Origin of the sequence: Pantoea leporis, assembly GCF_028048155.1 — a bacterium.
In the GTDB taxonomy this organism is placed as follows: Bacteria; Pseudomonadota; Gammaproteobacteria; order Enterobacterales; family Enterobacteriaceae; genus Pantoea; species Pantoea leporis.
Genome location: NZ_JALMEU010000001.1, coordinates 406,273 through 418,834, shown reverse-complemented (window position 1 = coordinate 418,834; position 12,562 = coordinate 406,273). Strand labels below are relative to the sequence as shown.

Annotated in this window: 11 protein-coding genes; 6 read left to right on the top strand and 5 right to left on the bottom strand. The window is 53.8% G+C overall.

What is annotated here, in order from left to right; all coding sequences use genetic code 11:
- Window positions 1-47: 47 nt before the first annotated feature.
- Entirely contained in the window at window positions 48-1,076 is a 1,029-nt protein-coding gene (curA, locus tag MWH02_RS01955; RefSeq protein WP_271459788.1) for an NADPH-dependent curcumin/dihydrocurcumin reductase, read from the bottom strand.
- Window positions 1,077-1,383: 307 nt separating this feature from the next.
- On the opposite strand from curA, the gene MWH02_RS01950 reads away from it, so the two are divergent.
- The 3 genes from MWH02_RS01950 to MWH02_RS01940 are packed head-to-tail and all read left to right on the top strand — an operon-like array spanning window position 1,384 to window position 5,185.
- Window positions 1,384-2,736, top strand: coding sequence for an MFS transporter (locus MWH02_RS01950; RefSeq protein ID WP_271459787.1), 1,353 nt, complete (start codon window positions 1,384-1,386; stop codon window positions 2,734-2,736).
- The gene (locus MWH02_RS01945) at window positions 2,714-4,057 is read left to right on the top strand and encodes an enolase C-terminal domain-like protein (RefSeq protein ID WP_271459786.1); all 1,344 of its coding nucleotides are present in this window, start codon (window positions 2,714-2,716) and stop codon (window positions 4,055-4,057) included. The genes MWH02_RS01950 and MWH02_RS01945 overlap by 23 nt, the downstream gene beginning before the upstream one ends.
- Before the next feature lie 9 nt (window positions 4,058-4,066).
- On the top strand, window positions 4,067-5,185 hold the full coding sequence (locus tag MWH02_RS01940; protein WP_271459785.1) for a lactonase family protein: 1,119 nt from the start codon (window positions 4,067-4,069) through the stop codon (window positions 5,183-5,185).
- A 156-nt stretch (window positions 5,186-5,341) separates the two neighbouring features.
- On the opposite strand, the gene MWH02_RS01935 is transcribed toward MWH02_RS01940, so the two are convergent.
- Window positions 5,342-6,772: a purine-cytosine permease family protein gene (locus MWH02_RS01935; protein WP_271459784.1), complete on the bottom strand. Its 1,431-nt coding sequence runs from the start codon at window positions 6,770-6,772 to the stop codon at window positions 5,342-5,344.
- Between the two features lie 279 nt (window positions 6,773-7,051).
- Window positions 7,052-7,333, bottom strand: coding sequence for a VF530 family protein (locus MWH02_RS01930; RefSeq protein ID WP_271459783.1), 282 nt, complete (start codon window positions 7,331-7,333; stop codon window positions 7,052-7,054).
- Window positions 7,334-7,458: 125 nt separating this feature from the next.
- Here MWH02_RS01930 and MWH02_RS01925 point away from each other — a divergent pair, with 125 nt between their 5' ends.
- Complete coding sequence (locus MWH02_RS01925) at window positions 7,459-7,767, top strand: hypothetical protein (RefSeq protein ID WP_271459782.1); 309 nt, start codon at window positions 7,459-7,461, stop codon at window positions 7,765-7,767.
- Between the two features lie 327 nt (window positions 7,768-8,094).
- Here the strand turns inward: MWH02_RS01925 and MWH02_RS01920 are convergent, their stop codons facing one another.
- Window positions 8,095-9,348: an enolase C-terminal domain-like protein gene (locus MWH02_RS01920; RefSeq protein WP_271459781.1), complete on the bottom strand. Its 1,254-nt coding sequence runs from the start codon at window positions 9,346-9,348 to the stop codon at window positions 8,095-8,097.
- Between the two features lie 88 nt (window positions 9,349-9,436).
- Window positions 9,437-10,138, bottom strand: a complete 702-nt coding sequence (locus tag MWH02_RS01915; RefSeq protein ID WP_110866446.1) for a FadR/GntR family transcriptional regulator — start codon at window positions 10,136-10,138, stop codon at window positions 9,437-9,439.
- Between the two features lie 286 nt (window positions 10,139-10,424).
- Here MWH02_RS01915 and MWH02_RS01910 point away from each other — a divergent pair, with 286 nt between their 5' ends.
- Window positions 10,425-11,192 (top strand): SDR family oxidoreductase, encoded by a 768-nt coding sequence (locus tag MWH02_RS01910; RefSeq protein ID WP_271459780.1) that lies wholly within the window; start codon window positions 10,425-10,427, stop codon window positions 11,190-11,192.
- Between the two features lie 74 nt (window positions 11,193-11,266).
- A complete protein-coding gene (locus tag MWH02_RS01905) occupies window positions 11,267-12,559 on the top strand; it encodes an MFS transporter (protein ID WP_101764393.1) in 1,293 nt (430 codons plus the stop codon).
- Window positions 12,560-12,562 lie beyond the last annotated feature (3 nt).

Below are 12,562 nucleotides of genomic sequence, written 5' to 3'. Positions count from 1 at the left end.
TCTCAATTGCGGCTATGCAAAGTGAAAAATAGCGTTAACACAACGGTTTACTGCGCGACTTTCACCACGGTTTTACCGAAGTTTTTGCCTTTCAGCATATCGAAAAACGCCTGCGGGGCATTTTCCAGTCCGTCGATCATGTGCTCGCGGTAGTGGATTTTTTGCTGCTCCACCAGCGGCGTCATCGCTTTGAGGAATTCGGGATAACGATCGCCGTAATCCTGGAAGATGATAAAGCCCTGCATGCGAATACGACGTTTAAGAATGCCGCCCATGATTTGCGGGGTGCGATCTGGGCCTGGCGGTAATTCGCGGCTGCTGTAACCAGAAACCAGGCCACACACCGGCACGCGCGCCGCGGTGTTCAGCAACGGGAATACGGCATCAAACACTTTGCCGCCAACGTTTTCGAAGTAGATATCAATGCCGTCCGGGCAGGCAGCCGCCAGTTGTTCCGCAAAGTCGTCACGATGGTGATCGATACAGGCGGAGAAACCGAGCTTCTCAATCGCATAACGACACTTCTCTTCACCCCCCGCAACGCCTACGACATGGCAGCCTTGGAGTTTCCCAAGCTGACCCACCGTTGCACCGACCGGGCCGGTAGCCGCCGCGACCACCAGGGTTTCACCCTGTTTTGGCTGGCCGATATCCATCAAGCCCATATAGGCCGTAAAGCCCGGCATACCGAGAATGCCCAGCGCCCAAGAAGGATGGGGCAGATCGCCCAATTTCGCCACGCCGTTTCCGTCCGAAACCGCATAGCTTTGCCAGCCGCTTTGCGCGAGGACCACATCGCCTTGCTGGAAATCCGCGTGTTTAGATTCCACCACTTCGCTCACCGTGCCGCCAACCATCGGTTGGTCGAGTTCAGCAGGTGCAGCATAAGATTTGCTGTCATCCATGCGCCCGCGCATATAGGGGTCGAGCGACAAATAGAGCGTGCGCAGCAGAATTTGGCCGTCGTTCACGTCAGGAATGGGCTGCTCCACCAGGCGGAAATTCTCTTTTACCGGTTCGCCATGCGGGCGTGAAGCTAATAGCCAAGCTTGATTACGTTGAGTAGATTGCGACATTTTTACCTCTATTAGCGTTTCCACGTGAGGCAAGTGTAGACGAGGAAAAGGCTAGTTTGAGGGTAAGGTCGCCATTAATGACGACCTTACGAAATATCTGTAGGGTGCGCATTTATGCGCACCTGGTAAAATGCCAGTGAGCCAGCGCACAAACCAAGCGTAAACTTTTCGACGCGAATTAATATAACACCATGAATTTTAACAATCATAGGGCATTTGCCTAAGCGGTCTCGGGCAATGCCACATACACCTGGCCACACTCTGCTGCGTATACCTATAGCGATGCTTTTCTCCCTACAGGTGACGCATGACACAACAACAATACGTATTATCGCCCGATCATGACGCGCATATCGCCTCGGCTATCGGCAAGTTCTTCCGCCGCATCATTCCGATGCTGGCGCTGATGTTAATTGTGAACCAAATTGACCGGGCAAACATCGGCTTCGTAAAAGCCGAACTGCAAACGGATGCGGGCATTAGTGCGGCCGCCTTCGGCTTAGGCGCGGGGCTGTTCTTTATCGGCTATGCGCTGTTTGAAGTGCCGAGCAACATGATGCTGAAGAAACTCGGCGCACGCGTGTGGCTGACGCGCATCATGATTACGTGGGGCATGGTGGTGGTGCTTACCGGTTTTGTGAGTACGCCGCTGCATTTCTATCTGCTGCGTTTCCTGCTCGGCGTGGCGGAAGCCGGCTTCTTCCCTGGCGTGCTGTTCTATTTTCGTCAATGGGTGCCGAATGCGTGGCGAGGGCGAGCTACCGCGTTGGTGTTGAGCGCCACCGCCAGCGCTTTTCTGTTCTCCGGTCCGCTCACCGGTGCCATTCTGATGATGCATGATGTTGGCGGCATCACGGGCTGGAAATGGGTGATGTTTATGGAAGGCGGCGGATCGATGGTGATCGGCTTGCTGGCCGCCTTTGTGCTGGTATCCAAACCGCAAGGCGCGAAATGGTTGAGCGATGCCGAGAAACAAGCGCTGGCGCAGCAGTTAGCGCTGGAAGATGATGCGCGCGAAGAGCACGCGGTGAAACACGGCCGCTGGGGCTTGATCAGCGATCGCAGCCTTTTGTCTTACTGCCTGATCTTCTTCACCATGACCATGACCGGCTACACGTTAGTGTTCTGGCTGCCGCAAATCATTCAGCGTATTCAGGGCTTCAACAGCTTTGAAACCGGATTGCTGACCGCCGTGCCGTGGCTGTTCGCTATCGTCGCGCTGTTTCTGCTCGGCAAAGCCACCGACCGCTATCGCGATAAACTGGACAAAGGGCTCGGTATCGCCATGCTGATCGCCGCGTGCGGCACCTTTATGGCCACGCTGGGAACGCCATGGTTTGGCTTTGTGGCGATGATTGTGGCCTGCATCGGATCCAAAGTGAGCGCGGCGTTCTTCTGGCCGATGCCGCAAAGTGAATTACCCGCCTCGATTGCCGCGCCCGGCATTGCGCTGATCAACTCGATTGGCAACCTCGGTGGCTTCTTTGCGCCCACGGTATTCGGCTACCTCGAAATGCACACCGGCAGCACCACCGGCGGACTTTACGCGCTAACCAGCGTGTCTGTGGTTACCGGACTCTATTTGCTGCTGCGTCGCAAACCTTTTCCACCCGCTTTCGGTCACACGGAGAGAAACCATGTCAGACAGTCCAGTCATTAAATCGATGCGTATCGTGCCGGTTGCCGGCTACGACAGCATGTTATTGAACATTGGCGGCGCCCATAACTGCTATTTCACGCGCATCATCGTGATACTGACCGATTCCGCCGGACATACCGGCGTAGGCGAAACGCCGTGTCATGCATCCACCTTGCAGTTGCTGGAACAGTTTCGCCCGCTGATAGAAGGTAGTTCGCTGCTGCGTCTCAACGCGACGCTGAGCCAGTTGTTCAGCAGCGAGGCTCGTCAGCAACAAACCTCGCACACCAACGACATTCATATCCCGCAGATGAATCCGGAGAAGTTTTATAACGCCGCCGCCGCCATTGAAGCGGCGCTGCTGGACCTGCAAGGCAAGCTGTTTAACCTGCCGGTAGCGGACCTGCTTGCCAGCGGTAAACAGCGCGATCGCATTCCGGTGCTGGGTTATTTGTTCTACATCGCCGATCGCAAGCGCACCAATATGCACTATCGATCAGGGGAGCATGAGCAAGAAGGCTGGTTCCGTCTGCGTCATGAAGCGGCGATGGACAGCGATGCCGTGGTGCGACTGGCCGAAGCGGCAGTTGAGCAATACGGCTTCCGCGACTTCAAGCTCAAAGGCGGCGTGCAGCCAGGCGAAGTGGAAGTGGCAACGGTGGAAGCGCTGCTGGCGCGCTTCCCTGAAGCACGCGTCACCGTCGATCCTAACGCCAGCTGGTCGCTGGAGGAGGCGATTTGCTTTGGCAAGCAGCTGGCGGGGAAGGTGCCGTATCTGGAAGATCCTTGTGGCGCTGAACAAGGCTATTCCGGTCGGGAAACGCTGGCCGAGTTTCGCCGCGCCACAGGTGTGCCGGTCGCGACTAATATGATCGCCAACGACTGGCGCCAGCTGCATCATGCGCTGCAACTGAATGCCATTGATATTCCGCTCGCCGATCCGCACTTCTGGACGATGCGTAACGCCAACGTGGTGGCGCAGCTGTGCAACGAATGGGGGCTGACAACCGGCTGCCACTCCAATAACCATTTTGATATTTCGCTGGCGATGGTGGCGCACCTGGGTGCCGCCGCGCCTGGCGATCGTCAAACCGCCTTTGATACGCACTGGATTTGGCAGGATGGTCAGCAGCTTACGCGTCAACCGCCGCAAATCCGCGATGGTTATCTGGAGTTACCGCCGGGGCCGGGATTGGGCATCGAGCTGGATATGGATCGCATCGAACAGGCGCATGCGCTATACAACGCGCTGCCGGATAAAAATCGCAACGATGCGCTGGGGATGCAGTTTTTGATCGATAACTGGCGCTATGACGCCAAACGTCCGTCATTGGTACGCTAAGGAAGCAGCATGAAGAACCTATTACGCGCGGCAACGCTATTAGCGTCGTTGGCCGCCAGCGCGCCGTTGCTGGCGCAGACTTTTGTCTACGTTTCAGAAGCCGATGATGGCACCATCGCGCGCTACGCGCTGAACGAGCAAACCGGTGCATTGCAACTATTGGGACGCACTCAGGCCGGCGGCAAAGTGATGCCGATGGCGTTGAGCGCCGATCACAAACATCTTTACGCCGCGATTCGCAGTAAACCGCTGCAACTGGTGAGCTGGAACATCGACAGCAAAACGGGCGATCTCAGCCCGTTGAATAGCGTATCCGCTGCGGCCAGTTATCCCTACATCAGCACGGATCCGCAGGGTCGTTTTCTGCTGGGCGCTTCCTATGATGGCGATGTGGTGCACGTTTATCGACTAAATAGCGACGGCAAGCTGATTGCGCCGCCGGTCGGGAGTTACAAAACCGGACATGCCGCGCACTCGGTGATTGTTGATGCGAGCGGCGAGCAGGCTTATGTCGGCAATCTCGGCACCGATCGCGTGCTGCAATTGAAACTGAGCGCCGAGGGAGAGCTTTCGGGGTTAGGCAACGGCTATGTTAAAACGGCGACAGAAAACGGACCGCGCCATTCGGTGTTGTCGCCGGATAATCGCTATCTCTACAACATCGGTGAAATGGGCGGCATCATTACGCAGTTTCGTCGTGAAGCCAGCGGTGAGCTGGTGAAAGTGGCGGAGACACCAAATGCGGTAGCGGAAAAATATCAACTGCAACACGGCAAAGAGCGACCGCCGGGCTACAGCGACACCACGCCGCGCATCTGGGCGGCCGATATTCGTCTGACGCCGGATGGCCGTTTTCTCTATGTCAGCGAGCGGACCAGCAGCACCATCAGCGGATACCGGATTAACAAAGCAGACGGCAAACTGACGCTGATTGATAGCTGGCAAGTCGAGAAACAGCCGCGCGGCATCTCGATCACCGCTGACGGACGTTGGTTGATTGCCAGCGGCGAAAAGAGTGCGGTGACCGGCAGCTATGCCATTGATCAAGAAAGCGGGGCGCTAAAGCGCGTTGGCGAAGCACCGGCTGGCGGTGACGCCAATTGGGTGACGGTGGTGAGTTACAAATAATCCCTAAGGATTGCCATTAATGGCGACCAGGTGCGCCTTACAGTTGCTTATATTTCTCATTGGTTAAAGTGTAGCGGTGGGCTGGCTGAATGATAATGCGCTCAAAGTTGCAAGCACTTGTGAGCGCGATTCATTAATATGACATGCGTGACAATGTCACTGATTGGGGTAAGCAGAGTGCGACAATGTCCCTCGACGATCGACCTTTCTTGCGGCTAACCACAACAGTGCGGTGACAATCCAGCCAATAATCCACGACACATCATTACCGGCAAAAATCCAGGTTAACGAACCGTGATGCAGTGGATTATCAATGAACGGCAACTGTACCAGCACGCCGCAGAAGTAGACAATTATGCCCGCCCAGTTCCAGCGACCGTAACGTCCGTTGGGCTGGGAGAGTGCCGGTACATCGACTTTACCTTTGGTGATCAGGTAGAAATCGGTCAGGCTGATTGCGCTCCACGGCACAAAAAAGGCCAGTAAAAACAGCAGGAAATGGGTGAATGATTTCAGGAAAGCGGGTTCGCTAATCAGCGCAATCACACAAGAAATCGTCACCATCAACACCACAAACAGAATGCGGCCGCCACGACTTAATGCGGTTTTCTGACGGAAGCCAGAAACGATGGTGGTGAGTGACATAAAGCTGCCGTAAGCATTCAGCGTGGTGAAAGTGATTTTGCCGAAGCAGATCGCAAAATAGATCACCATCGCCATCGTAGCGCTGCTGCCTAAACTGACAATATAGCCAACCTCGTTGCCAGAGAAAGCCTTACCGGCAATCGCCGCGACAATTACACCCAACGTCATTGAAGCCTGCGTTCCTAAAACCGTGCCGAAGAAAACGCAGCTGAAAAGTTTTTTGGCTGAGACGTTAGCCGGTAAATAGCGCGAATAGTCAGAAACATACGGGCAAAATGCAATCTGCCATGACGACGACAACGAAACCGCAAGCAGGAAGTTAGCGACCGTGAAATGCTGGTTCTGCCACACTGCGGACAGATCATGGGTAGAAAGCAGCGTGATAAACAGGTAAACAAAGGCAAGTACGCCAATCACGCTGGCCACTTTACCGAGCTTGTGAATCACGCGATATCCCAGCACCGCGATGACGACGATAATCGCACTGAACAGGATCATGCCTGACGCATTGCTGGTATTGATCAGTTTGGCGAGCGCCTGTCCGGCTAGCACCGTACCGCTGGCAGAGAATCCGACATACATGATGCACACCAACACCAACGGAATCACCGCACCATATACGCCAAACTGCATGCGGCTGGTGATCATTTGCGGCAATCCGAGACGCGGTCCCTGAATGGCATGCAGTGACATGATCGCCGCGCCCACAACTTGCCCAACCAGCAAGCCGATGATCGACCACACCACATCGCCGCCCAACACCACGGCCAGCGCGCCGGTTACGATGGCGGTGATCTGCAAATTGCCACCAAACCACAAGGTGAATTGGCTGAAAGGATGTCCGTGGCGTTCGCTCGGAGGAATGTAATCAATGGATCGCGTTTCTGACAGGCGCTGTTTCTCTGCGCCGGCGTAATCTGCTGCAGGTGATTCGGCTGACATAGTTTCCTCGCTAAAACGGCTAAAGATGGGAAATTATTGTTAGTATGATGTGGCTTCTCTTGGTGGTACATGTATATACATGTTGCGATATTGTCATGCAGCATGGAAACTTACAATACGATCGGTCATTGGAAAATGTGATGACGCGGGCAAGGTTGGGAAGTTATGAAATGGAGAGTACGGATGAGTTGATATGACGTCGCTACGTGAATTCTGCAAAAAGAGCAGGGTGGAAGTTGCCGAGAATTCACGTAGCGCTGCCGGTTTTGTCGCCAGAAATTACTGATCTTTGCCCATAGTCCAGGGATTTGGCGCGGAATCATCTGCCTTATCCGCAGCAAAATCATCCAGTGAATCCAGATACAGTGCTTCAACCTCAGCGCGTGCCCAGGGTGTGCGGCGTAAAAACTTCAGGCTCGATTTAACGCTTGGATCGCTTTTGAAGCAGTTGATATTAATGAGCTTACCCAGTTCGGCCCAGCCATAATGGGCGACCAGCGCAGTAATTTGCATCTCAAGCGTGACGCCGTGCAAGGGATCTTTGGAGCGATGATCGTTCATAGGAAATCCTTAAAATGTTGACGGCAAAGGTTACAAGAAAGCCACGTAAGCGGCAATGGTGCGATCTTCATTGCCGGTAAATGCTGTACACTTGTTGCCAGAAAATCACTATTGGACGGTACGCTATGAACGACAAGAAAATGATTTCCATCGATCAATTCAATCTCAGTGAACGCGTTGCAGTAGAAGAAGCGTTTAAGGGATTGATGGGGAAGTATCGCCAGCGCACTGGCAAAGAGCCGGATGCAAAGAAAGAGAAAGAGTTCACTGCGGAAGCCCGGCAGCAGATTATGACGACGAAACTGGCCAAAGAGAAAGCGCTGGCTGAAAAGGCAAAGAAAACGCCAACGCGCAGGAAGAAACCTGAATCGTTGAAAGAGAGTGAAGTCAGTGATTTCAACTGGAAGGCGTCGGTGATTAAAGGGCGCAGATAACGGCAACGTGCGTTCAACAGTCCGTCGCCGGGATGATCGCGGGTTACGGATTGTTGGTGACGGAGGTGAAAGAAGGCAGGTGATGAGCGGATGAAGGTTTGAGTGCGCGATGATATATCTCATTTAACATAATATACATTATGCGCCCTTTGGTTGATATCCGCCTTGGACTATATTCATCAACGTCATCATTACGGAGAAAATTCATGAGCCATTTCACCTGCGGATGCCTTTGCGGAAACGTTCGATTCGAAGCAACCTCAGGACGTTTTGAAAACTAAATAAAAGAGGAACCAATCAGTGGTTCCTCTCCAATCTTAAATACGTTTACGGACGTGCCGCCGTGCCATCTGGCAGACGCGCGTTAGTCCAGTCTGGAATACCGCCCGATACCGGATATTTTGCCGCCTCTTTCAGATCGATATCCACGCCCAGCCCCGGACGATCGCTGAGATAGGCATAACCGCGATCAATCTCCGGACAACCTGGGAACACTTCCTGCAGCGCCTCATTCACCGGCGTGTACTCCTGAATGCCAAGATTGGTGATGCTCAGATCAATATGCAGGTTTGCTGCCACGCCAATCGGTGAGATATCGCCCGGACCATGCCACGCGGTGCGCACGCCAAACAGTTCCGCAAAAGTCGCCAGCTTCTTCGCCGGTGTAATGCCGCCAATGGTACTGACATGGCAGCGAATATAATCGATCAGCTGGTTTTGAATTAATGGCTTCCACTCGTTGATTTGCGTAAACAGCTCGCCCATGGCAATTGGCGTGCTGCTTTGGCTACGTAATTTACTCAGCCAGTCGATATTTTCTGGCGCAACCGGATCCTCGAGGAAAAATAGCTGATACGGTTCGAGTGATTTCGCCAACTGAATCGAAGCGATTGGCGTGATGCGCTCGTGCACATCGTGAATAAACTCAACGCCAAAACCGAGCTTGTTGCGCAGATGATCAAACAGGCGCGGTACGGCGCGCGCATAAGCATCCGGATCGAAATAGATGCCGTGAGTAGGATTACGCGGTGACACCTTCGGCTGGATATTGCGCGCCTTGGCCAGCTTGCCGGCGATCAAACGCAAATCATCGGTACCCGCGCCGCCATACATGCCCATCTGACAGCGCACATATTGATAGCCCTCTTCCATGCGCGCGCGGATGTTGTCTTCAACTTCTATCTCATCGGCACCGTCGCAGTGGCGATAAAGCGGCACGCCATCACGACATTTGCCGCCAAGCAGTTCATACACTGGCAGGTCGGCAACTTTACCCTTCAGGTCCCACAGCGCCATATCCACACCGGAGAGCGCATTATTCATCACCGGACCGTTACGCCAGTAACCGCTGACCGCCGCCGATTGCCAGATGTCTTCGATACGCGCCGGGTCTTTGCCGATCAAAAACGGCTTCATGTAGTTTTCAATCGCGGCGGCGACCGCGTAGATACGCTGAGTAAAGGTGGCGCAGCCCAAACCGTATAAACCGGGTTCGCTGGTTTCGATTTTTACCACCACCAAATCAATGCCGCCTGGCGCGGTAAGGATGGTTTTTACATCGGTAATTTTCAGGTTAGTCATCATGATCCTCACAGTATCTGGATAACATGCTGTATGATGTCCTACATGTTATGTGTATTAAAAAGCCCTGTGCAGGGCTTTTGGTTATTCAGTTATGGCGTACATCCTCGATGGCGTGCACGTTATGTGTCATCGCGCTATTAAGCGTCTCGGCTGCCAGCGAGGCATCGCGGTTTTTCAACGCCATAAAGACTTTAATGTGGGCTTCAACGCTTTCCAGCGTAATGCCCAATACGCGGTTCAACTCTTCGAGGTAATGCACATAAATCCCCTTGAGGGATTCCATGACGTGGATGAACACTTTGTTGTGCGAGGCTTTCACAATCGCCAGATGGAAATCGTAGTCCGCCAGCGAGTACTTCTTGTAGTCATCTTTACTCACCAGCATGCGATTTAGGGCGCTTTCCAGCACTTTGACATCCTCATCTGTGGCGTTCTGCACTGCCAGCTCCATACATTTGAACTCGACGGTCTGACGGAAAACCCGCATATCATCAAACTCTTCCTGCGAAAGGTGCAGAATGGGCTGGTTATCGCTGAACGATCCGTAGCGCGCCACTTCGCGGGTAACATAGGTACCCTTCCCTTGATGCGTCACCACCACGCCAAGGTCTCGCAGCTTCTGCACGGCACTCCGCACGCTGACGCGGCTCACCTGAAAGGTTGCGGTCAATTCCGCTTCTGACGGCAACTTACAGCCCGGCTCCCACAGACCATCCTGAATGTTCTGCTTCATCTGCTCGTAGATGACATCAACCACATTATGTTTTTGGATACTTTCCAGCGCCACGGCTTTACTCACTTGTCCTACATGTCTACCGCTTTTTAACGCGTCACTGCTTGCAACACAAGCAGCAATTTTTCGCGCAGCAAAAGCGATACTGCAAAACCCCGAAATTTAACTATTACTTTCATTAGGTTAATCATCAAAGGTAGATAATTACCTTCTGATGATGACATTAATAATTTGTGAGATATCTTACAAATCTCTCGCCTGCCAATTGCTGCCTTTCTGCGCATGACGTAAAAGTAACCCATCCAACTTGTTAGTCATGTTACATGAAGGACGTTTTGTTATGCAGACCTTATTTAACCTCTCCGGGAAAACCGCCCTGATTACCGGCTCAACGCGCGGTTTGGGATTTGCTTATGCACAAGGCCTGGCGCAGGCCGGCGCAAAAGTGCTCCTGAATGGCACGCGTCAGGAGCACATGGATAAGGCGCTGGAGCAATTACAGCAACAAGGATTTGATGCCCGAGGCTTTCTGTTCAATGTGGCAGATGAAGCCGCGATTGAAGCGGTATTCCAGCAGCTTGATGAAGAGAACATTCACGTCGACATTGTGATCAACAACGCAGGCATTCAGTTCCGCAAACCGATGCTGGAACTGGCATTGAGCGACTGGCAGCGGATGCTGGATATCAATCTCACCAGCGCGTTCCTCGTCTCACGTGCTGCAGCCAAACGCATGGTGGAACGCCAGCGCGGTGGGAAAATTATCAATATCGGATCGCTGACCAGCGAAGCCGCGCGCCCTACCGTCGCGCCCTACACTGCGGCAAAAGGCGGCATCAAGCTGTTAACCAAATCGATGGCGGCTGAATGGGCGCCGTTCAATATCCAGACCAACGGCATTGGGCCGGGCTATATCCTAACGGATATGAACGAAGCGCTGATCGAAAACGAAGAGTTCAATAAATGGGTCTGCAGCAGTAATCCTTCTGGTCGCTGGGGAAAACCCGACGAACTGGTTGGTACCGCCATCTATCTGGCGTCCTCTGCTTCCGATTACGTCAATGGCCAGATGATTTACGTGGATGGCGGCTGGCTCGCCACCTTATAACGGACCGATTTAAACGACCTAAGCTGGGCACCAAGACTCAGCTGTATCCTACTCAAGCGACCTGAGGTCATAGCATGAACCAGAATATTGCAGGGATTTTACCGGCTAGTCGGTGGGGAAAACTCATCCCGATTGCCTTTATTACCTATAGCCTCGCCTACCTCGATCGTGCCAACTACGGTTTTGGTGCCGCCGCAGGTCTGGCTGAAGATCTCAATATCACGCCCGCCATTTCGGCATTACTCGGCGCACTGTTTTTCCTCGGTTATTTCTGTTTCCAGGTGCCGGGCGGCATTTACGCGGAAAAGCACTCGGCGAAGAAGCTGATTTTCTGGAGCCTGATCCTGTGGGGCGCATTGGCCACCGCCACCGGCATGGTGCACAGCGTGGCGCTGCTGGCGGTGATCCGCTTCCTGCTCGGCGTCGCAGAAAGTGTGGTGATGCCGGCGATGCTGATCTTCCTCAGCCACTGGTTCACGCGCGCGGAGCGTTCCAAAGCCAACACCTTTCTGTTCCTCGGCAATCCGATTACCGTGTTGTGGATGTCGATTCTCTCCGGCTATCTGGTGAACGCCTTTGGCTGGCGCGGCATGTTCATTATTGAAGGCGTGCCTGCCATCTTATGGGCGTTCATCTGGTGGAAAATTTATGCCGACCGACCGCGTGATGCCAAATGGCTGAGCGAGGCCGAAAAGCGTGCGGTGGAAAACGCGCTGGCGGCAGAGCAGCAGTCGATCAAACCGGTTAAGAATTACCGTGAAGCTTTCCGCTCGCCTAAAGTGCTGGCGCTGGCGTTTATCCACTTCTTCTGGAATATCGGCATGTACGGTTTCATCATGTGGCTGCCTTCCATGCTGAAGAGCGCGTCCGGCATGGGTATTGTCGCGACCGGTTGGCTCTCAGCCGCGCCCTATCTGCTCGCCGTGCCGCTGATGCTGACCGCATCCTGGTTCTCCGATAAATACCAGCAGCGTAAAAACATCGTGCTGCTTTTCCTTGGGCTGGGCGCGGTGTGCTTCATTGCTTCTTTTACGCTCGGTGCGACGCACTTCTGGTTCTCATGGGTGCTGCTGGTGATCGCGGGCGGTGCGATGTACACGCCGTACGGACCCTTCTTCGCTGCGATCCCTGAGATGCTGCCACGCAACGTTGTAGCGGGCGCGATGTCCTTCGTGGTCTGCTTCGGTGCGTTGGGATCCTTCGTCGGCGCATGGATTGTGGGCTATCTCAATGGCCTTACCGGCAGCCCAGCGGCCTCTTATGTATTTATGGGCGGATCGCTGGTTGTGGCGGTATTACTCACCGCACTGACCACCTTTAGTAGCCTGAGCACGCCAACGGCACAAACCCGCTCTGCACACTCATAGAGA

Excerpts from the sequence above, each read along its gene's own strand:
- curA (WP_271459788.1), bottom strand. The coding sequence starts at position 1,076 with ATGTCGCAATCTACTCAACGTAATCAAGCTTGGCTATTAGCTTCACGC.
- MWH02_RS01950 (WP_271459787.1), top strand. The coding sequence starts at position 1,384 with ATGACACAACAACAATACGTATTATCGCCCGATCATGACGCGCATATC.
- MWH02_RS01945 (WP_271459786.1), top strand. The coding sequence starts at position 2,714 with ATGTCAGACAGTCCAGTCATTAAATCGATGCGTATCGTGCCGGTTGCC.
- MWH02_RS01940 (WP_271459785.1), top strand. The coding sequence starts at position 4,067 with ATGAAGAACCTATTACGCGCGGCAACGCTATTAGCGTCGTTGGCCGCC.
- MWH02_RS01935 (WP_271459784.1), bottom strand. The coding sequence starts at position 6,772 with ATGTCAGCCGAATCACCTGCAGCAGATTACGCCGGCGCAGAGAAACAG.
- MWH02_RS01930 (WP_271459783.1), bottom strand. The coding sequence starts at position 7,333 with ATGAACGATCATCGCTCCAAAGATCCCTTGCACGGCGTCACGCTTGAG.
- MWH02_RS01925 (WP_271459782.1), top strand. The coding sequence starts at position 7,459 with ATGAACGACAAGAAAATGATTTCCATCGATCAATTCAATCTCAGTGAA.
- MWH02_RS01920 (WP_271459781.1), bottom strand. The coding sequence starts at position 9,348 with ATGACTAACCTGAAAATTACCGATGTAAAAACCATCCTTACCGCGCCA.
- MWH02_RS01910 (WP_271459780.1), top strand. The coding sequence starts at position 10,425 with ATGCAGACCTTATTTAACCTCTCCGGGAAAACCGCCCTGATTACCGGC.
- MWH02_RS01905 (WP_101764393.1), top strand. The coding sequence starts at position 11,267 with ATGAACCAGAATATTGCAGGGATTTTACCGGCTAGTCGGTGGGGAAAA.